Raw genomic sequence first — 25631 nt, forward strand, 5'->3', positions numbered from 1 at the left:
GCCTTCATCTTTGGTTTCGCCAATCACAAGCGGCGTGGCGAAAGTGCCGAGATTGCGGCCAGCCCCTTTCTCCCCGTCACTATAGGAGGAGAAATGTCCGGCAGGACGATGAGGGGCGGCGCCGACGCCGACAATTGGTCTGAAGCGATTGCCTCGGGGGCACCTCCAGATACAGTGGTCTTCCCCAAGGAGGGCAACATCTGATGGGCGCCTATATCCTGCGCCGCATCCTTCTGATGATCCCGACGCTGTTCGGCATCATGGCGATCTCGTTCGCCGTCATCCAGTTCGCGCCGGGCGGCCCGGTCGAGCAGGTCATCGCCAAGCTCACCAATCAGGGCGGCACCGATCGCCTGGGCGGCGGCGGTGGCGACGCGGGCGCCACCAATTTCGACGTCGCCGGCGATGTCGGCTCGAAGTATCGCGGCGCTCAAGGGTTGGATCCCGAATTCATCAAGAAGCTCGAAAAGCAGTTCGGCTTCGACAAGCCGCCGCTCGAGCGCTTCGGCATGATGCTGTGGAACTATGCCCGATTCGACTTCGGCGACAGCTATTTCCGCGACATCTCGGTGCTCGACCTGATCCTGGAAAAGATGCCGGTGTCGATCTCGATCGGGCTCTGGATCACGCTGCTCTCCTACCTGATCTCGATCCCGCTCGGCATCCGCAAGGCGGTGCAGGACGGCTCGACCTTCGATGTCTGGACGAGCGGCGTGGTGATCGTCGGCTACGCCATCCCGGGCTTCCTGTTCGGCATCCTTTTGATGGTGCTGTTTGCCGGCGGCTCGTTCTGGGATTGGTTCCCGCTGCGCGGCATCGTTTCCGACAATTGGGACCAGTTGTCCTGGCCGGACAAGATCATCGACTATTTCTGGCACATGACGCTGCCGCTGACCGCGCTTGTGCTGTCGGCCTTCGCCACGACGACGCTTTTGACCAAGAACTCGTTCCTCGAGGAGATCCGCAAGCAATATGTGGTGACGGCGCGCGCCAAGGGTCTCTCGGAGCGCAAGGTGCTATACGGCCATGTCTTCCGCAACGCTATGCTGATCGTTATCGCAGGGTTCCCGGGAGCCTTCATCTCGGCCTTCTTCACCGGCTCGCTGCTGATCGAGAACATCTTCTCGCTCGACGGGCTCGGCCTGCTCGGCTTCAAGTCGGTGATCGACCGCGACTATCCGGTGGTCTTCGCCAATCTCTACATCTTCTCGCTGCTCGGCCTGTTCGTCGCCCTGCTCTCGGACCTGATCTACACCTGGGTCGATCCGCGCATCGATTTCGAGCGGAGAGACGTCTGATGACGGCAGCTTCGGCAGAAACCAAGCCGGCCCGCGCCGCCCGGCCGTGGTTGTCGCCGCTCAATCAGCGGCGGCTGCAAAACTTCAAGGCGAACCGGCGCGGCTACTGGTCGCTGTGGATCTTCCTGTTGCTGTTCGTGCTGTCGCTGTTTTCCGAATTGATCGCCAACGACAAGCCTATCATCGCCTCCTACAAGGGCGAGATCCTGTTTCCGGTGCTGGTCGCGTATCCGGAGGAGAAGTTCGGCGGCTTCTATGCCGTCACGGACTATCGCGATCCGGTGATCCAGGACGAGATCAATGCCAATGGCTGGATGATCTGGCCGCCGGTCCGCTACTCCTACCAAACGGTCAACAACGCCATCCCTGAAGCCGCACCCGCCAAGCCGTCATGGCTTTACGACAAGAAGACGCGCTGCAGCCAGTATCCGCAGGGCGAAGCCGATCCCAACTGCGTCGTCGGCAACTGGAATTGGCTGGGCACCGACGACCAGGCGCGGGACGTGCTGGCACGCGTGCTTTACGGCTTCCGCATCTCGGTGCTGTTCGGGCTGATCCTGACGCTCGGCTCCTCGCTGATCGGCGTCGCGGCGGGCGCGGTGCAAGGCTATTTCGGCGGCTGGACGGACCTTCTGTTCCAGCGCTTCATCGAGATCTGGTCGGCGATCCCGGTGCTTTATCTGCTGCTCATCGTCTCTGCCATCCTGCCGCCCGGCTTCTTCATTCTGCTCGGCCTGATGCTGCTGTTCTCCTGGGTGGCGCTGGTCGGCGTAGTACGGGCCGAGTTCCTGCGCGCGCGCAACTTCGAATATGTCAACGCGGCGCGCGCGCTTGGCGTGCCCAACCTCACCATCATGTTCCGCCATCTCCTGCCCAACGCCATGGTGGCGACGCTGACCTTCCTGCCCTTCCTGCTCTCGGGCTCGATCTCGACGCTGACCTCGCTCGACTATCTCGGCTTCGGCCTGCCGCCGGGTTCGGCCTCGCTCGGCGAATTGCTGAAGCAGGCGCAACGCAATCTCAACGCGCCATGGCTCGGCATCTCGGGCTTCATCGTGATTTCGCTGATGCTGTCGCTGCTGGTCTTCATCGGCGAGGCGACGCGCGATGCCTTCGATCCGCGCAAGACGTTCAAATGAGCGAGCCTCTGCTTTCCGTCCGCGATTTGAGTGTCGCCTTCGCGCAAGGCGGCAAGCAGTCGATTGCCGTCGACCACGTCTCCTTCGACATCGGCAAGGGCGAGACGGTGGCGCTGGTCGGCGAATCCGGATCCGGCAAATCGGTCTCGGCGCTCTCGGTGCTGAAGCTGTTGCCCTACCCGTCGGCCAGCCACCCCTCGGGAAAGATCCTGTTCCACGGCGCCGACCTGCTCCACGCCAACGAAAGGACGCTGCGCGGCGTGCGCGGCAACAAGATCACCATGATCTTCCAGGAGCCGATGACCTCGCTCAATCCGCTGCACACGATCGAGCAGCAGATCGTCGAGGTGCTGAAGCTGCATCAGGGGCTGGGCGATCGCCAGGCCCACGCTCGCACGTTGGAGCTGCTCACCGAGGTCGGCATACGCGACCCGCAGAAGCGGCTCGATGCCTATCCGCACCAGCTCTCCGGCGGCCAGCGCCAGCGCGTCATGATCGCCATGGCCTTGGCCAACGAGCCGGAACTCTTGATCGCCGACGAGCCGACGACGGCGCTCGACGTGACCGTGCAGGCGCAGATCCTCGAACTGCTCGCCGGCCTGAAAAGCCGCAAGCGCATGTCGATGCTATTCATCACCCATGACCTCGGCATCGTCAGAAAGATCGCCGACCGCGTCTGCGTCATGACGAAGGGCAAAATAGTCGAGACCGGGCCGACCAAGGAGATCTTCGCCAACCCGCAACACGCCTATACCAAGCACCTCTTGGCCGCCGAGCCGAAGGGCAAACCGCCGGCGGCGAATGCCGATGCCACGGCGGTGATGACCGGCAAGGACATCAAGGTCTGGTTCCCGATCAAGCGGGGCTTCTTCCGCCGCACCGTCGACCATGTGAAGGCGGTGGACGGCATCGACGTTACCGTGCGCGCCGGCCAGACGCTCGGCGTCGTCGGTGAATCCGGCTCCGGCAAGACGACGCTCGGCCTGGCGCTCGCGCGGATGATCTCGTCCACGGGCGCGATCAACTTCAACGGGCGCGACATCAACCAGCTTTCCTTCAGCGCCATGCGGCCGCTGCGGCGCGAACTGCAGATCGTCTTCCAGGACCCGTTCGGATCCTTGAGCCCGCGCATGTCGGTCGCGGAGATCATCGAGGAAGGGCTGAAGATCCACGCGCCGAAACTCTCGCCCGATGAGCGCGACGACAAGGTCGTCGAGGTGCTGAAGGAAGTCGGTCTCGACCCGGAGACGCGTCACCGCTATCCGCATGAATTCTCGGGCGGCCAGCGCCAGCGCGTCGCCATCGCACGCGCCATGGTGCTCAACCCGCGCTTCGTCATGCTCGACGAGCCGACCTCGGCGCTCGACATGAGCGTGCAGGCGCAGGTGGTCGATCTGTTGCGCAACCTGCAGGCCAGGCACAACCTCGCCTATCTCTTCATCAGCCACGACCTGAAGGTCATCCGCGCCCTTGCCAACGACGTGATCGTCATGCGCAATGGTCAGATCGTCGAAGCCGGGCCGTCCGAACAGATTTTCGACCGCCCGCAAACCGACTATACGAGGGCGCTGATCTCGGCCGCGTTCCGGATCGAAACGGCACCGACCGGGGTCGTCAGCGAGTAGGCTGGAAACACAGGAAAGATACTGCGCGAATGGAAAAAGGCAAAGTCTTGCTTGCCCTCACCGGCTTTCACCCGCAGCGCTGGCGCGAACTGCTCGCGGCCGAGCGCGAGGTGGTGCTGGAGCCTGATGGTCCGAGCGATCCCTCGATCGCTTATGCAGTGGTGTGGAAGCAGAAACCGAATCTGTTGTCGTCGCTGCCCAATTTGCGCGCCATCTTCTCGATCGGCGCAGGCGTCGACCATATCTTCGCCGACCCCGGCCTGCCCGAGGTGCCGATCGTCCGGGTCGTTGCCGACAATCTCACGCAATACATGACCGAATATGTCGTCTGGCGCGTGCTCGACCACCATCGCCAGGGCATGCTCTACCGAGCGCAACAGCAGAAGAAGACCTGGCACGAGCCGCCGCAACGCCCGGCCGGCGACATCTCCGTCGGCATCATGGGTCTCGGCAACCTTGGCCGCGCCGCGGCATCGGTGCTTTTGGCGCTAGGCTTCGCCGTGAACGGCTGGTCGCGCACCGAGCACCCCATGCAGGGGGTCTCGACCTATTCCGGCGAAGGCGGGCTGATCCCCTTCCTCAACGCCACCGACATCCTGGTGGTGCTGTTGCCGCTGACGCCGCGCACGCAAGGCATCGTCAATTACGCCGTTCTGAAGGAATTGCGCAAACGCAACGGCCTTGGCGGCTCGGTGCTGATCAACGCCGGGCGCGGGCGGCTGCAGAAGGATGCCGACATCCTGCGCGCGCTGGAAGACGGCACGCTGAAGGAAGCGAGCCTCGACGTGTTCGAGGTCGAGCCGCTGCCCAAGACGAGCCCGCTGTGGAGCCATCCGAAAGTGTTCGTGACGCCGCATGCGGCGGCGACCTCGGACCCGGCCCATCTGGTGCCGATCATGCTTCGGCAGATGGCTGCCTTCGAGCGCGGCGAAAAGCTCGAAAACGTCGTCGATCGCGAAGCGGGTTACTGAGCAGACGCCGGCTTCGAGCCCGGCAGCGCGAACTTGTCCTTCTTCTTCGGCTTGCCGCAATCGCGCCGTTCGATCGAACGGTTCATTGCGTCGATCTCGCCGCTCGCCTTGTCGCTGTCGCGCTGCGCCCTGGAGCGCATGTCCGGCGTGAACGGGCCAAAACCCATCGCCGGATTGGAGAAAGCCGGTTTTGCGGTGACCGGCAGATTGTATTGCTGCGCCAGCGCGTTGCGATTGGCTAGCAGCTGGTCGCAGGGCACGCTGTCATATTGCAGCGACGACTGGACGTTTTCGTCCTGGCGCTCCGCCATCGAAGTGCCGCCAACGCAGCCGGCCGTCATCAGGCAAGATGCCAACACAGCCATGGTCCAGCGCATGGTAATTCTCCGTGCCATATCGCCCAAGCCTAAGCCGACACGCGATTCGGGCTTTTTCGCGAGCAGCCGTCGCCCTCATTCCGCCGGCCTGCGACGGGCTATTACCGCAAGGCCTCCTACGGCCTCGCCGCGGTCATGCCGGATGGTCGTGCTTTCCAGCGACAGGATCGCAAACCCGCTGTCGGCGAGAACGTGCCGCACATAAGCCTCGGAATGCGCGTAGCGCCGCGAGGGCAGCAATGCAAAGTCATCGCCACCGGCAAATGTCTCGACCGAGAACGCACAGAGCCCTTCATCGACCAGACTGTCGGCAATTGCTCCAACAATGCGTTCGAGCGCCCCGACATAGATGAACACGTCGGCGGCGACCACGAGGTCGGCTTTCGCGTCGGGTCGAGAAAAATGCTGGAGATCGGACTTGGAAAGCCGGTCGTAGATGCCTTTGGCGCGCGCCTTCCGCAACATGCTGCTCGAAATGTCATAGCCTTCCAGCCGGTCGACGATCGGGCGCAGCCTTTCGCCCATCAGGCCGGTGCCGCAGCCGAGGTCGAGCGCCAGCCGGAACCGGCCCGGGCTCGCCGCGCGAATGGCGCGCTCGAGAAACTCGGGCATCCGATAGCCGAGTTTCCCGACCAGCGATTGCTCGAAATTGTCGGCATAGTGATCGAACAGGGTCTCGACGAAAGCGCTGGGCGGAGCCGCTGCCGCCAGCGCATGGCCGATCAGCTGCAGCTTGAGCGCGGAACCCAGCCGGTCCGCGGGATCGAGCTTCATGGCCATCGCCCATGAGTGGGCGGCTTGGTCGGGAAAACGTGCGGCCTCCTGCATTTCACCGAGCCGGAACCAGCCCGCCGTCCATTGCGGCGCCAGTTCCAGCGCGCCAAGCAAAAGCTCCGCCGCCTGCGCAGGCTCGCCGGAGGCCAGCAGCATCTCGGCAAAGTCGGCGCGACGGTCGGCGTTCAAATCGCCGGAGGAGGCCTGAAGTGGTTTCATGGTTCCATTGATCCCGCCGGTGTGCGAACCGGCGGCCGGCTGTAGGACGAGTCAGCAGTCTGTTGCAACAGGCTTCCCGCGTCGAATTTAGCCACTATGTTCAAGGCCATGCGCGCCAGCGACCTGCTCAAGCCACGACCCGAAGGGCTCTACTGTCCGCCAGGCGATTTCTTCATCGATCCGGTGCGGCCGGTCAGCCGCGCGCTGATCACGCACGGCCATTCCGATCATGCGCGCTCAGGCCACCGCTCGGTGCTTGCCACCCAGCAAACGCTCGACATCATGGGCCTGCGCTATGGCGAGGATTTCGCCGAAACCACGCAGGCAGCCGTCATCGGCGAGACGATCGATATCAACGGCGTCTCCGTCACTTTCCATCCGGCCGGGCATGTGCTGGGTTCGGCGCAGATCGTCGTCGAGCATCAGGGCCTGCGCATCGTCGCCTCCGGCGACTACAAGCGCCAGAAGGACGCTACCTGCCTGCCGTTCGAGCCGGTGCCTTGCGATGTCTTCATCACCGAGGCGACCTTCGGGCTGCCGGTGTTCCGGCACCCGCCGGACCATGAGGAGATCGCGCGCCTGCTCAAATCGGCGATGCAATTTCCCGAGCGTTCGCACCTGATCGGCGCCTATGCGCTCGGCAAGGCGCAGCGCGTCATGCGGCTGCTGCGCGAGGCCGGCTATGACAGGCCGATCTATATCCACGGCGCGCTCGCCAAGCTCAGCGAATATTACCAGAGCCAGGGCATCGATCTGGGGCAACTCGAACCAGCGACGGTGGAAAGCGGCGGCAAGGCCGATTTCGAAGGCGCCATCGTCGTCGGGCCGCCGGCCGCCTTCGCCGACCGCTGGGCGCGGCGCTTCCCCGACCCGATCGCCTGCTTCGCTTCAGGTTGGATGCGCATCCGTCAGCGCGCCAAGCAGGGCGGCGTCGAGCTGCCGCTGATCATTTCCGACCATGCCGACTGGGACGAGCTCATCGCCACGATCAAGGAAACGGGCGCCGAGGAGATCTGGGTGACGCATGGCCGCGAGGAAGCGCTGGTGCGCTGGTGCGAGCTGGAGGGCATTGCGGCGCGGCCGCTGCATCTGGTGGGCTACGAGGACGAGGGCGATTGATGGAACAGTGTTCGCCAATCGCCGCCGCCGAGTTCTACGGCGCCCCCCTCTGTCCTGCCGGACATCTCCCCCTCAAAGGGGGAGATTGGCAGTTTCAGCGCCGACGCATCTCGCGCGACGCGAGAGATTGGCGAAAGCCGGCGCGGCATCTGATCTCCCCCCTTGAGGGGGAGATGGCCGGCAGGACAGAGGGGGGTGCCTCGCGCCGGCTTTCGTCATTGGCGTGTCGCGCATGAACCGCTTCGCCGAGCTCCTCGACCGGCTGGTGCTGACGCCTTCGCGCAACGGCAAGCTGACGCTGCTCACCGACTATTTCCGCAGCGTCGAGGATCCCGACCGCGGGCTGGCGCTGGCGGCGATCACCGGCGATCTGTCGATCGCGGCGGTGAGGCCGGCGATGCTGCGCGCGCTGGTGGTCGAGCGGATGGACCCCGTGCTGTTCGGCTATTCCTACGATTATGTCGGCGATCTCGCCGAGACGGTGTCGCTGGTCTGGCCGCAGCCGGCCGGCCACATACCGAACCACGCGCCGACGCTCGCCGAAGTGGTCGGCAAGCTGCAGGCGGCGAGCCGCTCCGACGGGCCGCAGGTGCTCGCCAGGCTTCTCGACAGCGCCAGCATCTCTGCGCGCTTCGCCATCATCAAGCTGGTTACCGGCGGGTTGCGCATCGGCGTGTCGGCGCGGCTTGCCAAGCAGGCGTTGGCCGATCTCGGCCAAGTCGATGTGGTCGAGATCGAGGAGCTCTGGCACGGGCTGACGCCACCCTACACGGCGCTCTTTGCGTGGCTGGAAGGCCGGGCGGAAAAACCGAGGAGCGCCGCGCTCGCATTGTTCCGGCCGGTGATGCTGTCCAACGCGGTCGACGACGGCGACTTGGAAAAGCTCGATCCGGCCGATTATGCGGCGGAGTGGAAGTGGGACGGCATCCGCGTCCAGGCGGTGTGCGAGGGCGGCATCCGCCGGCTCTATTCGCGCACCGGCGACGATGTTTCCGGCGCCTTCCCGGACCTCGCCGCGACGATGGATTTCGAGGCGGCGCTCGACGGCGAATTGCTGGTCGGCGATCCGCGCGAGGCGACCGGAACCTTCTCCGACCTGCAGCAGCGGCTGAACCGCAAGAGCGTCTCGCCAAAAATCCAGCAGCAATATCCGGCCTTCATGCGCTGCTACGACGCGCTGCAGATCAACGGCGAGGATTTGCGCAGCCTCCCCTTCGCCGAGCGCCGCACCCGGCTCGGAGCCTTCGTCGAGACGCTCGATCCCAGCCGCTTCGACCTTTCGCCGCTGGTCGAATTTTCGGATTGGGAGACGCTGGAGCGGCTGCGCCAGGCGCCGCCGCATCCGATCATCGAAGGAGTGATGATGAAGCGCTGGGATTCGCCCTATCTTGCCGGCCGGCCGAAAGGCCCCTGGTTCAAGTGGAAGCGCGATCCGCACACGATCGACGCGGTGCTGATGTATGCGCAGCGCGGCCACGGCAAGCGCTCGAGCTTCTATTCCGACTACACCTTCGGGGTCTGGTCCGGCCCGGAGGGATCGGAAGAGCTGGTGCCGGTCGGCAAGGCCTATTTCGGCTTCACCGACGAGGAGCTGCGGCAAATCGACAAATATGTGCGCGACCATACGATCGAGCGGTTCGGGCCGGTGCGCTCGGTGCGCGCCGATCGCAAGAATGGGCTGGTGCTGGAAGTGGCCTTCGAAGGGCTCAACCGCTCAACGCGCCATAAATCTGGCGTCGCGATGCGCTTTCCGCGCATCTCACGGCTGCGCTGGGACAAGCCGGCCGCCGAGGCCGACCGGATCGAGACGCTGCAGGCGCTGCTCGACAGCTAGAAATCTGCCGACGCTTCACCCCACCCGGCGCTTCGCGCCGACCTTCCCATCAAGGGGAGGTCGGTCGCATCCCTGGAGATAGCCGCTCGCTGCCGATGCCGAGGTCACTCCGCGATCGATACGCGGATCTCGTAGATGTCGACGGACTTGCCCTGCTTGTCGAAGTCGGAGTTGACGGCGATGGTGCCGGCCGCACCCGGATGCTTGTTCGGGAACTGCACGTCGAACAGGTATTCGTTGCGCTCATGGCCGACGGCATAGCGCTTGCGGCCGCAATCGCCGAGCTCGCCGAAATTGCAGTCGACCGAGATCTGCGTCTCCTTGCCTTCTTCCGAGCGGGCGATGATGTCAAACATGGCATGCTTGCCGGCGAGCTTTTCCAGCACGCCCTGGCCGACATCGAAGGCAATGGCCGAGCCGGATGCGCCCGAGCGGACGCGCAGGAACTGGCCGGTGTCGTCCTTCATGACATCGGCGGCGGCGTCGGACGGTGTGCTGACATGGGTCGGATCGCTGGGCGAGAAGACGTTGATCCAGTTCTTCGACTGATCCGCCTCGCCGGGCTTCTGCGGCGAACCGGTGTCGGCAGGCTGCGAGGAGTCTTCGTCTTCCAGCGTCGGGGTCGGCTCCGGCGGACCGGTGTTGAGTTCAGCTGCCGTCTTGAAGACGCCGGTCTGCTTGGCGAAATAGAGGCCGATGCCGGCAGCCGCCAGCAGAGTCGCCGCGACAAAGATGGCGGTGAGCGGCAGGCGCCGGCCACGGATACGCCGTTCATCGCGATCCGGCGCCACTTCGGCGCCGTTGCCGATGGACGCTCCGGGGGAGTCATCAAGCGTCGGCGCGTTCGGAAGCGCCTCGTCCGGCATGATGTCGGGCACGCGGGGCAGCACGCGCGAGCGCGGCGCATCCGATGTGTCGGGCTGCACCGGACCGTCGACGGTGATCGACGGCGACGGTGCCGCCTGGTCGGGGCCCCGCGGGGCATCCACCGGCGGCGCGGGAGACTGGCTCGGCGTGTCGACCGCCGGCCCCGGCGCGGCGTTGCCGACGAATGGACCGCTGTCCAGCGGAAGCGTCACGTCAGGAACGGCCTGGACAGCCGGCAGGAATTCGGATTCGATCTCGGTGATCTTGGCCTGCACCGCCTTGCGGCGGTTGATGGCGGCTTCCACCGTCACGTTCGGGTTGGCCTGCAGCACGCGATCGAGCGCGGCAAAGGCCGAGCGATAGACCTTCTCGCGAAACGCCCGGTCCTCGGGATTGCCTTTCTCGAAGGCGTTGCGGATCGCTTTCTCGATGGCGTCCAAGCGAGCTCCCTCTGCGCGTTCGCTCACAGTTATCGATCGTTAGCCGCAGGCGACCAGTCAATCAACGGGCGGGCGGCTGCCTTGCCGACGCATCCAATGCCCATTTCGGCGTTTTTTGTTGAAGAATCAACATTTTTGTCGCCGCCGCCGGATCGGCCTGCAACGGAATCGGAGCCTCCCGCCGGCGAGCCCGCAAGCCGTGCTGGCGCGGCGCTTAAGGCTGTCGCGCAGCGGCAAGCGACGGAATTGCCGCGCATGAGCGCAGGATTTCGCCGCCAGCCATCTTGAATTAGCTGTCGGTTGAGTCTATCAACCGGCGCATCTTGGAAGCCCAGCGGCTTCCCGGGCCGCTTTAGCTCAGTTGGTAGAGCACATCATTCGTAATGATGGGGTCGCGTGTTCGAGTCACGCAAGCGGCACCAGTTTTTCTAAAAGCGTGTAATTCCAATACCATACCTGTCGGGTGGATTTGGGTTCGCCCATAAACCCACCCAAGATCGCCCTAAGCCGAAACGCTGCGGCGTCGTACGGCAGCATTTCGCCGCTTGCCGACCTCAGCACCTCCAAGCGTGAGTGTTCGGTGTGATGCCGATACAAAAGCGCCGCCACGGTGGCGTCAACCGGTTACACAAGCCAGGCAACATCCCCGGCCTTCTGGAAGTGGCGTCAGCGTCCCCAGAGGCTGCGTGGGCGAGTCGTTGGTTGGCTGTAGCGCGCGACTGAACGCTCCACGCTTCGCAAGCTGGATAGCGGAATCTCGTGAGGGCAAGGTCAAATTGCTCTCCGTTCCAGCGACGGGCGGAGATTGGGAAAGATGGATAGCGTGCAGGTGAGGCGCATGGAAGCCGGCAGGACATGGACGGGGGACGGCCCGCGTGCAGGCGCCTGGCTGAGCCGTGCAATGAGCACGCAGCGCCACCTCGCAGCGATCCTGGCTTGCGACGTGGTTGGCTATTCGCGCCTGACGGAGCGCGACGAACGCGGCACGCTCGAGCGGCTGAAGGCCTACCGCAAGGACCTCCTCGAACCGCTGGTTTCCGAGAACCAGGGGCGCATCGTCAAGCTCACCGGCGACGGCATGCTCTGCGAATTCGCGAGCGTCGTCAATGCGGTGACATCGGCGGTGGCGATCCAGCAGGCTGTGGCGGAACACGAGGCGGAAACGCCGGAGGAAGAGCGGATTCGCTTGCGCATCGGCGTCAATCTCGGCGACGTGGTCTGCGAGGAGGACGGCGACCTCTACGGCGACGGGGTCAACATCGCCGCCCGCCTCGAAAGCGCCGCCGATCCCGGGAGCGTGGTCGTCTCGGGCACCGCCTACGACCACCTCCAGGGCAAGCTCGACTGCGGCTTCACGCCGCTCGGCAACCTGCGCCTCAAGAACATCGAGCGGCCCGTGCGCGCCTACCGCGTCGAGACCGACGCCAGCGCCTCGGTGGCTGCACCGCCTCCCCTGCCCGAGAAGCCCTCGATCGCGGTTTTGCCTTTCACCAACATGAGCGGCGACCCTGACCAGGAATACTTCGCCGACGGGCTGGTCGAGGACATCATCACGGGATTGAGCCGGGTGAACTCCTTCTTCGTGATCGCCCGCAACTCGTCCTTCACCTACAAGGGCCGGGCGGTCGACCTGCGCCAGGTCGGGCGCGAGCTGGGCGTCCGCTACGTGCTCGAAGGCAGCATCCGCAGAGCCGGATCTCGCGTGCGCATCAGCGGGCAGTTGGTAGACGCGATCAGCGGTCACCATGTCTGGACCGGCCGCTTCGAAGGCGACGTGAGCGACATCTTCGACCTGCAGGACAAGGTGACCGAGAGCGTCGTCGGTGCTGTCGAGCCGAGCATCCGGCTGGAGGAGATCAAGCAGGCGCGCATGAAGCCGACCGACTACATCAGCGCCTACGACCTTTACCTTCGCGCACTGCCGCGCTTCTACAGCATGACGCGCGAAGGCTTTGCCGATGTGCGCCGACTCACCAACGAGGCGCTCAGCATCGACCCTGGCTTCACCTTGGCGAAGGCACTCGGCGCCTATATCCGCAGCCTATCCGTGAGCCAGTGCTGGCACGAGCCCGACGATGTGCGAGTCGCCGCGCGCATGGCGCGCGAGGTGCTGGCGGAAGCGCGCGACGACCCCACCAGCCTGCGCTTCGCGGCGCAGGTGATCGCCTACAGCGCGAAGGAATACGAGATGGCGCTGGGCACGATCGAACGGTCCCTGCTGCTCAACCCCAATTCGGCGCAGGGCCATACCGGCAGCGGCTGGGTGAACGCGCATTCCAGCCGCCCGCTCGTGGCGATCGAGCACTTTCACAGGGCGATGCGGCTGAGTCCGGTCGACCCCGAGAAAGGCATCGCGCTCTCCGGCATCGGGATGAGCTATCTGATGCTCGAGCGCTACGAGGAAGCGCTGGCATGGGGAGAACGCGCGCTGCACGAGATGCCGAACTACGGCTCCTCGCACCGCGTGGTGATCATGGCGCTGGTCAAGCTCAACCGGCTGGACGAGGCGCAGGCCGCGGCGCGCCGCCTGATGGAGGCGTTCCCGACCTTCACGCTCACCCTGCAGAGACGGATCAACCCGTGGCTGGACAAGGTGTTCGCCGAGCGCTACGTCGAGGCGCTGGGCATCGCCGGCGTGCCGGAGTGATCGCCGCGGCTGCAACGATGCCCTCTCCTGCGCGCCGCGTGCGGCCAGGCGGCTTTGCCGCGCATCTCGGGCATTGTCGAGAATCGCTGTTGGTGGGAAACTCCCGGTCTCTAGCAAGGAGGCCAAAATGCCCAACACTTTCAAGACCGGTGACGTCGTCAGGCTAAAATCCGGAGGCCCGGAGATGACGGTGAGTGATGGCGCTGCCTCGGGCACGTATCTGTGCCACTGGTTCAATCGTGACGGCGACGTGTGGACCCCGCAACATGCCGGCTTCAAGCCGGATCAGCTGATGGTGGTCGACGAACGGAAATAGTTTCGCTCACCCTCGTTCCCGATCGGCTCCGGCCCGGCTTCTTGCCGGACTCTTGCTAATTGTCTCGTCAGAAACGACCGACGGATTTTCCCTGTTGCCGCGTTTAACGGCTGAAGCGTGGCCGCCAATGGCCATGCGCAACCGGAGACGAGAGCATGATCCGCCGTTCGATATTTGTCGTTGCCCTTGGCCTGCAGGCCGCCGCCGCGGCCGCCCAGACAGCGACGCCTGCCACCGCGCCGGCGCAGCCGGCGCCAATCGCGTCCGCCTCCGCCAGGCCCGGCATCACGCTGGAAAAGTTCGAGGCGCGCCGGGAAAAGACTTTCATGCGGGCGGACACCGACGGCGACGGCAAGGTCAGCCTCGCCGAGTGGACGGCGTTCCAGACCCAGCGCAAGGCCAAGGGCGATCCGGCCAAATCCTTCGCGCGGATGGACGCCAACAAGGACGGCTTCGTCGACAAATCCGAGCTCGACGCCTTCTTGGCCAAGCGCTTCGCCAGGCTCGACAAGAACGGCGATGGCGTGATGAGCGCCGAGGAACGGCCGGGCCACAAAACCGCTCCCAATCAGGAGCAATGACCGAGAGGTCATGCAGCACGATGATCATTGGGAGCGCCCCGCTTGATGGGCGCCGATCCGGACGAGGAACTGGTACGGCGCATCGGTGCCGGCGATCAAGCCGCCGTGCAGGCGATGGTGGCGCGCAAGCTGCCGCGCCTGCTTTCGCTCGCCACCCGCATGCTCGGCGATGCCGCCGAGGCCGAGGACGTCGCCCAGGAGACCTTCGTGCGCATCTGGCGTCATGCCTCGGGCTGGCGCCAGGGTCACGCGCGTTTCGACACCTGGATCCACCGGGTGGCGCTCAACCTCTGCTACGACCGGCTGCGGCGGCGCCGCGAATGGGTGACGGACGAACTGCCGGAGGCGGCGGATGAGGTACCGCTTCCCGACGCCGGAGACGAAGGCCGGCGCGTCCAGCAGGCGCTGCTGCGCATCGCGCCGCGTCAGCGCGAGGCGATCGTGCTCGTCTATTATCAGGAGATGTCCAACATCGAGGCCGCCGGCGCCATGCAGGTCAGCGTCGATGCGCTGGAAAGCCTGCTCGCGCGGGGCCGGCGCTCGCTGCAAGCCATGCTCATCGGGGATGGCGATGACTGAGCAGCTGGCGGCGGTTGGGACTTGGGTGGCCACGTCAAACCCGTGGAAGGGGAAACCAGATGGCTGACGAAAGAAAGGCTGCTGACGGGCCGATGAATGCCCAACGCTTCGCTGCACTTGCGGACGCCTATGGCAGCGCCCTGCATCGCTGGCCTCGGGCCGAGCAGGCTGCCGCCACGCTGTTTGCGGAGAGCGAAGAGGGTCGCGCCATCTTGGCGACCGCCGGCAGGCTCGATGTCATCCTCGACCGCCATCACGTCGAAGCCCCAAGCCGGACGCTGCATGGCGAGATTGTCGCAAGGGCCACCACGCAGCTCAGCCAGGGGCGCCGCCGCCGGTTTTGGTGGCTGGGCTTTGGGCTTGCCGGCGTCGGCCTTGCCGGCGCCGTGGTCGGGCTGGCGCTGGTCACCGTCGTCACGCCAGATGCCACGTCCGACCATTATGTGATGGATGCCAACGCAACGTCGTTCGGCGATGCCGGTCCCGACGCCGACACGGAGGACCTATGAGCGCTCGTCTTTTCGCGGCATCGCTGGTGCTGAACGTCTTCCTGATCGGTGCCGTCGCCGGCGGTGCAGGCTGGCTGATCGGCCGTTCCGGAGGCGGCTATTCGCTGGAATCGGCCGGCGGTCAGCTTCCCGCCAGCGATCGCAAGGTATTCCGCCAGGCCCTGCGCGAGGTTCGGCGCGAGTCGCGCGCGGTCATCCTCGACGGACAGCAGGCGCGGCGTGAGGCGGCCAACCTCTTGCAGCAGCCGACGCTCGACGCCAACGCTCTGGCCGCTGCCCTGGAGCGGGCGCGCAATGCCGACGCCACCATCCGCAGCCGGCTGGAACAGCGTATCGTCGAATTCGCCGCGTCGAGCCCGCTAGATGACCGTAAGCTGCTGGCCGACGCCCTGCTGCGCCATGTCGGCAGGCAGCGGCCGATCCCGGCAAAAAATACGCCATAAGAGCGACGGAAAGCGCCGGCCGTCTCCGTTCAAAGAAAAAGAGGGACACGCCTGCCGCCACGCGAACGCGACGTGGCCGGTTCAACCTCGAGAAACTTCGGAGTATCCCATGAATGGTCTGACGAAATATTCTGTTGCGGCTGCGCTTGCCATCGGCGGGACTGCCGCGGCAAGTGCAGCCTCGGCAATGCCGATCGCGCCGGTTGCGGCGCCTGCGATTGTCGAGCATGTGGCCTGGGGCTGCGGCCCCGGCTGGCACCCCAACCGGTGGGGTCGCTGCGTGCCCAACCGCCGCGTGATCTATCCGGGCTATTATTACTGGGGTGGCCCAAGTGTCTATATCGGCCCGGCCTGGCGTCCGTGGCACGGCGATCGTTACTGGCGCCGCTGGTAAGCCCCTGCCGGCCTCATCATGCCGACTCCGGCGTCATAAGGCCTTTCGACCGTGGATATTGCCGCCGACGCGACCTGCGTCGGTCCGCGACGGAGGCTCTGTTGGCTCTATCCGTTCCAAATGCCGTTCCGCCCGATCCAGCCTTGGTCGCGCTCAACCGCTTCGGGCTTGGCGCGAAACCCGGTGACGATCTCGGCAAGATTGCGGCCGATGCGCGCGGTTATCTGAAGGCCGAGCTCGAGCTGTTGGATGTCGCGCTTGTCTCGGCCGACGATTCAAAAAATGCCGGCTTGTTGGACAGCACCGCCGCGATCCAGGCCAGCATGGCCGCCGCCGCGGAGCGCAAGGCAGCGCGGGAGAAGCCAGCGCCCGCCATGCAGCCTACGGCAGACACTTCGGACGGCTCAGCCGAGGCAAAACGCAAGTCAGGCGTGCCGCCGGTCGAGGCCGACATCTATCGGGATGAAGCGCAAGCCCGTTTCGACAAGGCGCTCGGTGCCGCACCCGGCTTTGTCGAAAGACTGGTCGGTTTCTGGTCGAACCATTTCTGCGTCTCGACCGCCAAGGGCCAGCTCGTGCGGGCCTGCGCCGGCGCTTTCGAGCGCGAGGCCGTCCGCCCCTTCGTGCTCGGCCGCTTCGCCGACATGCTGCTGGCCGTCGAGCATCACCCGGCGATGCTGTTCTACCTCGACAACCGACAATCGACCGGACCGGATTCGCGCGCCGGAAAAAGACGCGGCCGCGGCCTCAACGAGAACCTCGCCCGCGAGATCCTGGAATTGCACACACTGGGCGTCGACGGCGGCTATAGCCAGGCGGATGTCACGAGTTTCGCGGGAGCGCTCACCGGCTGGACGATGGCCGGACGGAAGGGCCGCCTGGGCGAGCCCGGCACATTTGTGTTCGACGCCAATGCGCATCAGCCTGGCGAGACGGTGCTGCTCGGCAAGACCTACCCGGCCGGCGGCATGGGCCAGGCCGAGGCCGCGCTCAACGACATCGCCCGCCAGCCGGCGACCGCGCGCCACATCGCTACCAAGCTCGCCCGCCATTTCATTGCCGACGATCCGCCGGCGGCTGTAGTCGACCGCCTTGCCGAGATCTTCACCAAGACGGACGGCGACCTGCGCGCGCTGGCGCTGGCCCTGATCGATCTGCCTGAAGCCTGGTCGCTGCCGCTGACAAAATTGCGCTCGCCGTTGGACTATGCCGTAGCGGTCCGGCGGGCGATCGGCTCCACCACCGGGAAAGAGCCGCAACGAACGCTGCGCTGGCTAAGGGCGCTGGGCGAGCCGCTCTGGCAACCGCCCGGGCCGAACGGCTTTTCCGACCGGACGGATAGCTGGGCGTCCGCCGAAGGCCTCAAGACGCGCCTCGACATCGCCTGGCAAGCGGCTCGTCAGGCGAGCGACATCGGCGATCCCGATGACATGCTTTCCACCGTGATCGGCGCCTCCGCCTCGGCCGAGACGCGCCAAGCGATCGCGCGCGCCGAATCCAAGCAGCAAGGCCTGGCGCTGCTGCTGATGGCGCCGGAATTTCAACGCCGGTGAACAATGGAGAAGCGGCATGAGTCTTCTTAGTGAAACGCCGAATCCATCTCGGCGCGCCTTGCTGATGACAGGCGGCGCGCTGTTTGCCTGGGCCTATCTGCCACGCTTCGCCCGCGCCGCCGACCATCGCGATCCGCGCCTGATCGTCATCATATTGCGCGGCGCGCTGGATGGGCTGTCGACGATCGGCCCGCTCGGTGACCCCGACTATGCCGGCCTGCATGGCGACATCGCGCTGTCGCTCTCCGGCGCCAATGCGGCGCTGCCGCTCGACAGCTTCTTCGCGATCAATCCCGCGATGCCGGTGTTCGCGCGGCTGTTCAAGGCAGGTCAGGCGGCTGCGGTGCACGCGGCCGCGACCGGCTACCGCGAGCGCTCGCATTTCGACGGCCAGGATGTGCTGGAGAGCGGCCTGCCGGGCCCTGGCAACGCCACAACCGGTTGGCTGAACCGCGCGATAGCAGCCTGCCGGCAGGTGAAAGAGTGGCCAAGCTCGGCGGGCTGGCGGTCGGGCCATCGACCCCGCTGGTGATCCGTGGCGCAGCACCCGTGCTCGGCTGGGCGCCGCAGGCGCTGCCGACGCCCAGCGATGCGCTGGCGGAGCGTGTGCTCGACCTCTACAACCATCGCGACCCGGTGCTGGCAGCGGTGCTGCAGAAGGGCGTCGACGCCGACCGCATGGCGATGAGCGACCAGCTCGATGACAGCACGATAAAACCCCGCGGCGGCCTCGCCAACGCCGCCGGCATGCGCCAGTCCGCGCAAGGCGCGGCGAAACTGATGGCCGCCGACGACGGGCCGCGCATTGCGGCGCTGGCCTTCGACGGCTGGGACACGCATGTCAACGAGGGCGGCGCCACCGGGCGGCTCGCCAACCTGCTCGGCGGCCTCGATGGCGCCTTCGAGGAATTCGAGAAAGGGCTCGGCGAGCGCTGGAAGGACACGGCGATCGTCGCCATCACCGAATTCGGTCGCACCGCCCGCGTCAACGGCACCGTCGGCACGGACCACGGCACCGGCACGGTGGTGCTGCTCGCCGGCGGCGCGATCAAAGGTGGCCGCGTCATCGCCGACTGGCCGGGGCTGAAGCCGGCTCAGCTCTACCAAGGCCGCGACCTCGCGCCGACCAGCGATGTGCGCGCGGTGCTGAAGGGGTTGCTTGCCGAGCAGTTCGGGCTCTCCGCCGCGGTGCTCGGCGACAAGGTGTTTCCGGAGTCGGGAGGGGTGAAGCCGATGCGGGATTTGATTGTGTGAGAGCTTCGACTTTGTCCATCAACCGCGAGGCAGGAAGGCGGCGGCACGAGGTGAGATCGGTCGAGATCCTTCGCGCCCCCCTCTGTCCTGCCGGACATCTCCCCCACTTCTTGGGGGGAGATCGGCAGCTTCGGCGCCGCGACCACTCCGCGCTGTGGAACATGGTACGACACTGGCGATTGACGAAAGCCGGCGTGATGTCTGATCTCCGCCCTTGCCTGTCTGAACCCTCGCGCGGGAAGCGCCCGCGCCGTTTCCAGCGCGGGCGTCGATCCCTCGACGGATCACCTGCTCCAATAGCCGGGATGCCAGCGGTGGTGATACCGGAAGCCCGGATGCCAGTGGCGCACGGGCCGGATGAACCGGCGACCGTTCGGCACGCATCTGCCCCAGTGATTCACGTGCCAACCAGGACCGCAGCGCCAGCCGACCGTCTCGATCGGCAGCGGCGCAGCGCTGGGCTTTGCCATCGGCATGGCCTGCGCGCCGGCGGAGAGCATCAAAGTGCCGGCGGCCAATGCGAACGGCAGCAAATATTTGGTGAGCATAAAGTTCGTCTCCGTGATTCATCCCTACCGCCGTGAAACGGACGACAGGGTCGAAATCCGTCGGAGGAGGATGGATCACATCCTCGTTATCGGGCGGCGTCGTCGAGCGTCGCCACGGTCTTCAACGCGCCGTCGAGCATGTCGCCCTTTTCGTCCTTCAGCGCCGCTTCGCGCAGGCGGCGGACCCAGTCGGCTGCGTCTTCACGGCCCTTGAGCATGGCAAGCGCTGAGAGCACGCGGTCGAATTTCGACTGGGCACGGGCGTGGGTGTCGCTGTAGCCTTTGATCAGCCGTCGGCAGTTCAGGATCTCCAGCCCAAGCGCATAGTTTTCGCGCGCATGGGCAAGCGCCAGTTCGTACCAGCGCTCCAGATGCTCGACCTCGACCTTGTGGCGCAGCAGGCGGCGGCGCCAGCGGCGCAGGCCGCCGATGAACCAGAGCATGGCGAAGCCGGTGAAACTGTCGGTGCGGATATGGCGGCCGCGATTGATGCGGCGGTCAAGGAAGGCGGCGAGCTTCGGGCGGCTCTCGATGTAACTGCCGATCGCTACCGGCAGCGTGCCGCAGAATTCCTCGATGCGCGGATGGAAATATTCGGTGACCTGCAGGACCAAGCCTTCCCTGACACCGACTTCCTTGCGCACGCGCCTGTCGCGGGTCGAACGCGTCTTGAGGTCGGCGACGCGGATCATGTCGTCATAGCACATGGCGTTGGCCAGATGTTTCGCCGCCGCGACCGACAGCGCATGGCCACGCGCCGCACTGTCCAGCGCGATGGCCTTGTCCAGCCGGCCGAGATATTCGCCGCCATAGGCGATGTCCTGGTAATCGACGACCTTCTTCAGGCCGCGTTCAGCCATGTCGCGCAGCGGTTCCGGTAGCGCGGCGACACGGGCGGCGAGTTCCTGCCAGCCCTTCAGCAGGGTTTCGGGACCACTGACCTTGGCCGTTGATGTGGTGTCGGGAGCGGCAGGCTTCCCGCTTGCCTTATTCCCGGCTGTCGCGACCGCGATGCCGCGCGCCCGGTCATAGGCGGCGCCGAAAGCGGCAAGGCTGGCCTTGACGCCGCGGCCGCCGGCGCCGATCGCCTGCTCGTAGTTTTCGCGCGGGAAGGGCAGCGCGTCTGAACCGGCCAGCGCGCCGAGCAGGCTGGCCGAGATCATCGTGCCATGCTCGGCGGCGATCTTTTCCATATCGAAGGCGATGAAGCGCTTGGCGGCCACCTCGGCCGTCGCATGCACCTTTTCCGACGAGGCGCGGCCGTCGCCCGGCTCGATCTTTTCCGAGACGGCGGCGATGCGGTGCGAGGAGGCGATCAGCGTCGTGCGCTCGGGCGTGACGAAACCGCGGATGATGGCGCGGCCAGCCTCCATCAGCTCGGCGGCGATCAAGATGTCGACGTCGCCCTGCGAGGGCGAGAGCGCGAAGACCGGCAGCCGGCCGGTGTCGCGCGCCATCTCGATGTAATAGATCGTCGCCCCCGTGCGCTGGGCGACGCCCGCCACCGACGTTGACTGCGCAATGTAGCCGCTGCGCTCGGCGACGTCGGTGATCCAATCGGCGAGCACGCCGCCGCCCTGGCCGCCGACGGCAAGCACGGCAAGTTTTATCACCCGCTCATCATCAGAGGCGCCCGGCTTCGGGCGCAGCGGTGAAGCCTGCTCAAGCATCGGCGAACATCAAACGGCGACTCTCGCGGCGGCGCTGCAACCGGCCGATCACGGCGCGGCGCGCGCTTTCCAGGAAACGGTCCCAGCGGCTCGGATTGTGCACGACATCGGCGCGGTAGAAGGAGGGACAGAGCACGGCCGCATCCGCCACCTCGCCGCAATTGCCGCAGCCGACACAGTTCTGGTCGATCGAAGCGACCGGATCGTCGCGCAGCGGATCGTCGAGCGACTTCACCGAGAGCGACGGGCAGCCGGAGAGCCGCATGCAGGCGTGGTCTCCGGTGCAGACGTCCTCGTCGACCCCGAATTTCGGCTTCACGACCCGCTCGCCGCCCTTGACCGCCTTCTCGACCAGCGGCCTCTCGCGGCGCTGGCGGTTCAGCATGCATTCGGACGAGGCGACGATGACCTTCGGCCCCTTCTCCTCGGTGGTTAGCGCCTCGCGCAGCGTGTCGCGCATCTTGCCGACGTCATAGGTGCGGTCGATGTGGCGCAGCCATTTGACGCCCATGCCTTTCACCGCTTCGGTGATCGGATGTTTTGTGGACTTGGTGCGGTTCGAGGCGCGCGAGGACAGGATGTCCTGGCCGCCGGTGGCGGCCGAGTAAAAATTGTCGACGATGACGATGACGCCGTCATTCTTGTTGAAGACGGCGTTGCCGATCGAGGAGGTGAGACCGTTATGCCAGAAGCCGCCGTCGCCGACGAAGGAGATCGACCGGCGTTTCGCTTCCGGCGAATTGAAGGCGGAAGCCGAGGCCGGCCCGAGGCCGTAGCCCATGGTGGTGGCGCCGAGCTCGAAGGGCGGCATGATCGAGAACAGGTGGCAGCCGATGTCGGAAGCGATGTGGTGCTTGCCAAGCTCCTGCTCGACCAGCTTGGTCGCAGCGAAGATCGGCCGCTCCGGACAGCCGATGCAGAAGCCCGGCGGACGGCCGGGAACGACATTGATGAGATCGGCCGTGTCGACGCCCTCGCCCAGCTTGTTCGGCGCACGAACCTCGCCGGGCAGCAGATGCGGAGCATAGGCGCGCAGGAAGGAGCCAATGCCGTCCAGCATCACCTGCCCGGTATATTCGCCGGCCATCGGCAGATGCTCCTTGCCGACCAGCTTGGTGCCGCGCCCTGCCTTGTGCAGCATCGCGGCAAAGGCCTGCTCGATGTAGTTGGGCTGGCCTTCTTCGACGACCAGCACCGCCTGTTTGCCCTCGCAGAAGGAAAGGAACTCGTCATCGACGAGCGGATAGACGGCGTTCAGCACATAAAGCGGCACGTCGGTGTCGCCATAGGTGTCGGCAAGGCCGAGCCGCTGCAGCGCGCGGACGACCGAATTGTACATGCCGCCCTGCATGACGATGCCGATCGAGCCATTGCCCGGCCCAAAGACCTCGTTGATCTTGCGGCTTTTGATGAAATCGACCGCCGCCGGCCAGCGCTTTGCGACCTTCTCCTTCTCGTGCAGGAAGGAGGCAGGCGGCAGCACGATGCGGCCGGTGTCGCGGCGCGGGGCCGACAGCGCATCGGCCACCGACATTGGCGGCCGCTTGTTGTCCTTGGCGACAAAATGGCCGTGGACGTGGCAGCAGCGGATGCGCACCTGCAGCATGACTGGCGTGTTGGAGGCTTCCGACAGCTCGAAGCCATCCTCGACCGCCTTGACGATCGAGGGCAGGTTCGGGCGCGGATCGAGCAGCCAGACCTGGCTCTTCATGGCGAAGGCGTGGCTGCGCTCCTGCATGATGGAGGAGCCCTCGCCATAGTCCTCGCCGACGATGATCAGCGCGCCGCCGGTGACGCCGCCCGAGGCGAGGTTCGCCAAAGCGTCCGAGGCGACATTGGTGCCCACTGTCGACTTGAAGGTGGCGGCACCGCGGATCGGGTAGTGCACGGATGCGGCAAGCATGGCGGTGGCGGTTGCTTCCGAGGCGCTCGCCTCGAAGTGCACGCCGAGCTCGCCCAGAATGTCCTGCGCGTCGGCGAGCACATCCATCAGATGGCTGATCGGCGCGCCCTGGTAGCCGCCGACATAGCCGACGCCGCATTGCAGCAGCGCCTTGGTGATGGCGAGGATGCCCTCGCCCGCGAATTCCTGGCCGGCGCCAAGCCTCAGCTTTTCAACTTCCTTGGCAAAAGACCGTTCGGCCATCTCTGCCTCCTTCCGTTACCGCCGTTTGGACGGCGGCGCGTACGTCAAACTCAAATGTCGTGCTTGCGGATGTTCTTCAGCATCTTCTGCAGAATCGCGATCAGCGCGGCATATTCTGCATCGTCGACGCCGTCGAACATCGCTTCGAAGGCATCATGCATGGCCGGCCAGGCGCGGGTGAAAAGCGCCCGGCCGTCATCGGTCAGGAACACATGGCGGAAGCGGCTGTCGGCGACGCCCTGCTCGCGCCGCACGAGGCCCTGGCCTTCCAGCGCGTCGAGCGTGCGACTCAAGGTCGATTGCTCGATCACCGTATAGACCGAGAGGTCGTTGACGGTGATGCCGTCGGTGACCGAGAGCACGGCCAGCGTGCGCACCTGCGGAATGGTCAGGCCCTGCTTGCGAAAGTCTTCTCGCAGGGTGGCGTTGTAGCGGCCCATGATGCGGTTCATCAAATAGGGCGCGAATTGCTGCAGGCCGATCTGGCCGAGGGTCGAGATGCGCTGGCGCTTTTCCGGAAGCTTCTGTTCCATCAGAGCCTCCCCGCCAGCAGAAAGCCGGAGCCGCCGCCGAGCCCCGCGCCCGGATGCGTCGAGGCGCCGATATGGTAGAGGCCTTTAATGCCGGTCTCGTGATTGCGGCTGGCCTTAAACGGCCGCCACAGGAAGGACTGGTCGATGGTGGACGAGCCGCCATAGGGATCGCCGCCGACCAGATTGATGTTCATCGCTTCCAGATCGGCAGGCGAATAGGCGCGGCGCGCGATGATGGCGTCGCGAAAACCATCGATGTGATGAGCGAGGATCGCCTCGACGCGGTCGGCGTAGGCCTCGCGCAGCGCCTCGCTCCAGCGGCCCTCGGCTGGGGCCTCGAGCTTGCCGGCGGCATCGCCCTTGATATGGCGCGGCGCTTCCGGAAGCTGCAGCCACAGGATTGCCTTGCCCGGCGGACAGCGCGACGGATCGAGCGCATGCGGCTGGCCGACGCAGATCGTCGGCACTTCCGGCAACAGGCCGCGCACCGCTTCGTTGCAGGCTTTCGACACACCATCCAATCCCGGCGTCAGATGCAGCAGGGCCACCTTGTCGAGGCCCTCGCCGCGCCAGGCCGGCGGCTTGTTCAGCGCGTAGTGGAGCTGGAAGTTGCCCTTACCGTAGCGGTAGGACTGCGTGGCCTTGGTCGCTGCGTCGGGCGCATCGTTGCCGAGCAGGCGGCCATAGAGCTGCGTCGGCGTGACCGAGCAGATGATGCCCTTTGCCGCCGTCAGCGTCTCGCCGGAGGCGAGCCGCACCCCGGTGGCACGGCCGCCGGTCTGGACGATCGAGGCGACGTCGGCGTTGACGCGGATTTCGCCGCCGCGCTCCTTGATCAACGCCTCGAAGGCGGCGAGCAGGTTCTTCGCCCCTCCCTTGACGATCGGTGCGCCGGCCGCCTCCAGCGCGAAGGCGATGACCTTGGCGATCTGGCCGGAGAAGGCGTCTTCCGGCCCAAGCCCGGCATGCAGCACCCAGGGCGCCCAGAGCGCGCGGACGGTATCGGACTTGTACGCGGTCTCCAGCCAGCCCCGCGCCGGCACCAGCGCCTCGCCCAGGACGGCGGCAAGCTCGCGCGGACCGCGCCGCCACGCCTCGCCGGCCATGAGCTTCGTCGTCGGATAGGACCAGAGCGCGCCACCGAGCAGGCCGAAGAGCAGTCCGGCATTGCGTTCGATGTCGCCGACATCGCCGCCATGACGGTCGCCATCGCCGGAGGCAAATGCGTTCAGCGCCGCGATATTGGCGGCCCGGTCGGTGGTGAGCACGGCATGGCTGCCATCGGGCCGAAGCACGCCGGTGGGTGTGGTCGTGTGACAGAATTCCAGCCCGTGCCGCGCAAGATCCTTGCCGAGCGCGGCATAGGCCGGCGAGGTGATGAAGAGGACGAAGGTCGTCGCCATCACGTCATGGACGAAGCCGGGCGCCGTGATCTCATCGGTGCGCATGCAGCCCCCGATGCGGTCGTTGCGTTCGAGCACGAGCACCTTGGCGCCCTTGGCGCCAAGCATCGCCGCGCAGACCAGGGCGTTGATGCCGCTGCCGACGATGATGTGATCGGCAGCGGTCATTGAGGGGAGCTCCCTGCTTTCGGGAGATCGGTTTCAATTGCGCGGGTCAGGGTTCCTTCGCGCCCCCCTCTGCCCTGCCGGACATCTCCCCCACGAGGGGGGAGATCGGCAGTTTCGGCGCCCTGCTCAATCCTACGACGTCGGAGATTGGCGAAAGCGGAGGTGACGTGCAATCTCCCCCCTTGTGGGGGAGATGTCCGGCAGGACAGAGGGGGGCGCCGTAG

At 65.8% G+C, this 25631-nt stretch carries 22 protein-coding genes, 1 tRNA gene and 1 pseudogene; 16 read left to right on the plus strand and 8 right to left on the minus strand.

The window, feature by feature from the left end; genetic code table 11:
- Positions 1–203 precede the first annotated feature (203 nt).
- Genes CK218_RS13450 through CK218_RS13465 form a run of 4 tightly spaced genes read left to right on the plus strand, consistent with a single transcriptional unit; the run spans position 204 to position 5033 of the window.
- Positions 204–1298, plus strand: a complete 1095-nt coding sequence (locus CK218_RS13450) for a microcin C ABC transporter permease YejB (protein ID WP_066996227.1) — start codon at positions 204–206, stop codon at positions 1296–1298.
- Positions 1298–2437 (plus strand): ABC transporter permease, encoded by a 1140-nt coding sequence (locus CK218_RS13455; protein WP_066996224.1) that lies wholly within the window; start codon positions 1298–1300, stop codon positions 2435–2437. Before CK218_RS13450 ends, CK218_RS13455 begins: the two co-directional genes overlap by 1 nt.
- Positions 2434–4062, plus strand: coding sequence for an ABC transporter ATP-binding protein (locus tag CK218_RS13460; protein WP_066996221.1), 1629 nt, complete (start codon positions 2434–2436; stop codon positions 4060–4062). Before CK218_RS13455 ends, CK218_RS13460 begins: the two co-directional genes overlap by 4 nt.
- A 29-nt stretch (positions 4063–4091) precedes the next feature.
- Positions 4092–5033 carry a glyoxylate/hydroxypyruvate reductase A gene (locus tag CK218_RS13465; RefSeq protein ID WP_095777532.1) on the plus strand — a complete coding sequence of 314 codons (942 nt, stop codon included), beginning with the start codon at positions 4092–4094 and terminating at the stop codon, positions 5031–5033.
- Here CK218_RS13465 and CK218_RS13470 read toward each other — a convergent pair.
- Positions 5027–5410 carry a hypothetical protein gene (locus tag CK218_RS13470; protein WP_066996215.1) on the minus strand — a complete coding sequence of 128 codons (384 nt, stop codon included), beginning with the start codon at positions 5408–5410 and terminating at the stop codon, positions 5027–5029. The genes CK218_RS13465 and CK218_RS13470 overlap by 7 nt on opposite strands.
- A gap of 75 nt (positions 5411–5485) precedes the next feature.
- Positions 5486–6403, minus strand: coding sequence for a methyltransferase domain-containing protein (locus tag CK218_RS13475; RefSeq protein WP_095828035.1), 918 nt, complete (start codon positions 6401–6403; stop codon positions 5486–5488).
- A 108-nt stretch (positions 6404–6511) separates the two neighbouring features.
- On the opposite strand from CK218_RS13475, the gene CK218_RS13480 reads away from it, so the two are divergent.
- A complete protein-coding gene (locus CK218_RS13480) occupies positions 6512–7522 on the plus strand; it encodes a ligase-associated DNA damage response exonuclease (RefSeq protein WP_095828209.1) in 1011 nt (336 codons plus the stop codon).
- A gap of 232 nt (positions 7523–7754) precedes the next feature.
- Entirely contained in the window at positions 7755–9356 is a 1602-nt protein-coding gene (locus CK218_RS13490; RefSeq protein ID WP_095828036.1) for a cisplatin damage response ATP-dependent DNA ligase, read from the plus strand.
- 104 nt (positions 9357–9460) lie between these two features.
- On the opposite strand, the gene CK218_RS13495 is transcribed toward CK218_RS13490, so the two are convergent.
- Positions 9461–10663: a hypothetical protein gene (locus tag CK218_RS13495; protein ID WP_095777610.1), complete on the minus strand. Its 1203-nt coding sequence runs from the start codon at positions 10661–10663 to the stop codon at positions 9461–9463.
- 346 nt (positions 10664–11009) lie between these two features.
- On the opposite strand from CK218_RS13495, the gene CK218_RS13500 reads away from it, so the two are divergent.
- The 10 genes and pseudogenes from CK218_RS13500 to CK218_RS13545 all read left to right on the plus strand — a co-directional run bounded on the left by CK218_RS13500 (position 11010) and on the right by CK218_RS13545 (position 18939).
- Positions 11010–11085 (plus strand) — tRNA-Thr (locus tag CK218_RS13500).
- 479 nt (positions 11086–11564) lie between these two features.
- The gene (locus CK218_RS13505) at positions 11565–13310 is read left to right on the plus strand and encodes an adenylate/guanylate cyclase domain-containing protein (protein WP_095828210.1); all 1746 of its coding nucleotides are present in this window, start codon (positions 11565–11567) and stop codon (positions 13308–13310) included.
- A 127-nt stretch (positions 13311–13437) separates the two neighbouring features.
- Positions 13438–13626 (plus strand): DUF2158 domain-containing protein, encoded by a 189-nt coding sequence (locus tag CK218_RS13510; RefSeq protein ID WP_067003764.1) that lies wholly within the window; start codon positions 13438–13440, stop codon positions 13624–13626.
- 155 nt (positions 13627–13781) lie between these two features.
- Positions 13782–14207, plus strand: coding sequence for an acid-shock protein (locus CK218_RS13515; protein ID WP_095828037.1), 426 nt, complete (start codon positions 13782–13784; stop codon positions 14205–14207).
- Positions 14208–14252: 45 nt separating this feature from the next.
- Entirely contained in the window at positions 14253–14786 is a 534-nt protein-coding gene (locus CK218_RS13520; protein ID WP_067003697.1) for an RNA polymerase sigma factor, read from the plus strand.
- A gap of 59 nt (positions 14787–14845) precedes the next feature.
- Entirely contained in the window at positions 14846–15295 is a 450-nt protein-coding gene (locus tag CK218_RS13525) for a hypothetical protein (RefSeq protein WP_095828038.1), read from the plus strand.
- The gene (locus CK218_RS13530; RefSeq protein WP_067003693.1) at positions 15292–15738 is read left to right on the plus strand and encodes a periplasmic heavy metal sensor; all 447 of its coding nucleotides are present in this window, start codon (positions 15292–15294) and stop codon (positions 15736–15738) included. The genes CK218_RS13525 and CK218_RS13530 overlap by 4 nt, the downstream gene beginning before the upstream one ends.
- 109 nt (positions 15739–15847) lie before the next feature.
- On the plus strand, positions 15848–16132 hold the full coding sequence (locus CK218_RS13535; protein WP_095828039.1) for a hypothetical protein: 285 nt from the start codon (positions 15848–15850) through the stop codon (positions 16130–16132).
- Positions 16133–16233: 101 nt separating this feature from the next.
- Positions 16234–17685 carry a DUF1800 family protein gene (locus CK218_RS13540; RefSeq protein ID WP_095828040.1) on the plus strand — a complete coding sequence of 484 codons (1452 nt, stop codon included), beginning with the start codon at positions 16234–16236 and terminating at the stop codon, positions 17683–17685.
- Between the two features lie 16 nt (positions 17686–17701).
- Positions 17702–18939: pseudogene (locus CK218_RS13545) on the plus strand (DUF1501 domain-containing protein).
- Between the two features lie 284 nt (positions 18940–19223).
- Here CK218_RS13545 and CK218_RS13550 read toward each other — a convergent pair.
- The 5 genes from CK218_RS13550 to CK218_RS13570 all read right to left on the minus strand — a co-directional run bounded on the left by CK218_RS13550 (position 19224) and on the right by CK218_RS13570 (position 25407).
- Positions 19224–19487, minus strand: a complete 264-nt coding sequence (locus tag CK218_RS13550; RefSeq protein WP_095828041.1) for a hypothetical protein — start codon at positions 19485–19487, stop codon at positions 19224–19226.
- A gap of 86 nt (positions 19488–19573) precedes the next feature.
- Entirely contained in the window at positions 19574–21157 is a 1584-nt protein-coding gene (locus CK218_RS13555; protein WP_095828042.1) for an indolepyruvate oxidoreductase subunit beta family protein, read from the minus strand.
- Positions 21150–23303: an indolepyruvate ferredoxin oxidoreductase subunit alpha gene (locus CK218_RS13560; protein ID WP_095828043.1), complete on the minus strand. Its 2154-nt coding sequence runs from the start codon at positions 23301–23303 to the stop codon at positions 21150–21152. Before CK218_RS13560 ends, CK218_RS13555 begins: the two co-directional genes overlap by 8 nt.
- Before the next feature lie 50 nt (positions 23304–23353).
- Positions 23354–23836, minus strand: a complete 483-nt coding sequence (locus CK218_RS13565) for a MarR family transcriptional regulator (RefSeq protein ID WP_067324441.1) — start codon at positions 23834–23836, stop codon at positions 23354–23356.
- Positions 23836–25407 carry an NAD(P)/FAD-dependent oxidoreductase gene (locus CK218_RS13570; RefSeq protein WP_095828044.1) on the minus strand — a complete coding sequence of 524 codons (1572 nt, stop codon included), beginning with the start codon at positions 25405–25407 and terminating at the stop codon, positions 23836–23838. The genes CK218_RS13565 and CK218_RS13570 overlap by 1 nt, the downstream gene beginning before the upstream one ends.
- Positions 25408–25631: the final 224 nt, after the last annotated feature.

Source organism: Mesorhizobium sp. WSM3879, from assembly GCF_002294915.1.
Lineage (GTDB): Bacteria > Pseudomonadota > Alphaproteobacteria > Rhizobiales > Rhizobiaceae > Mesorhizobium.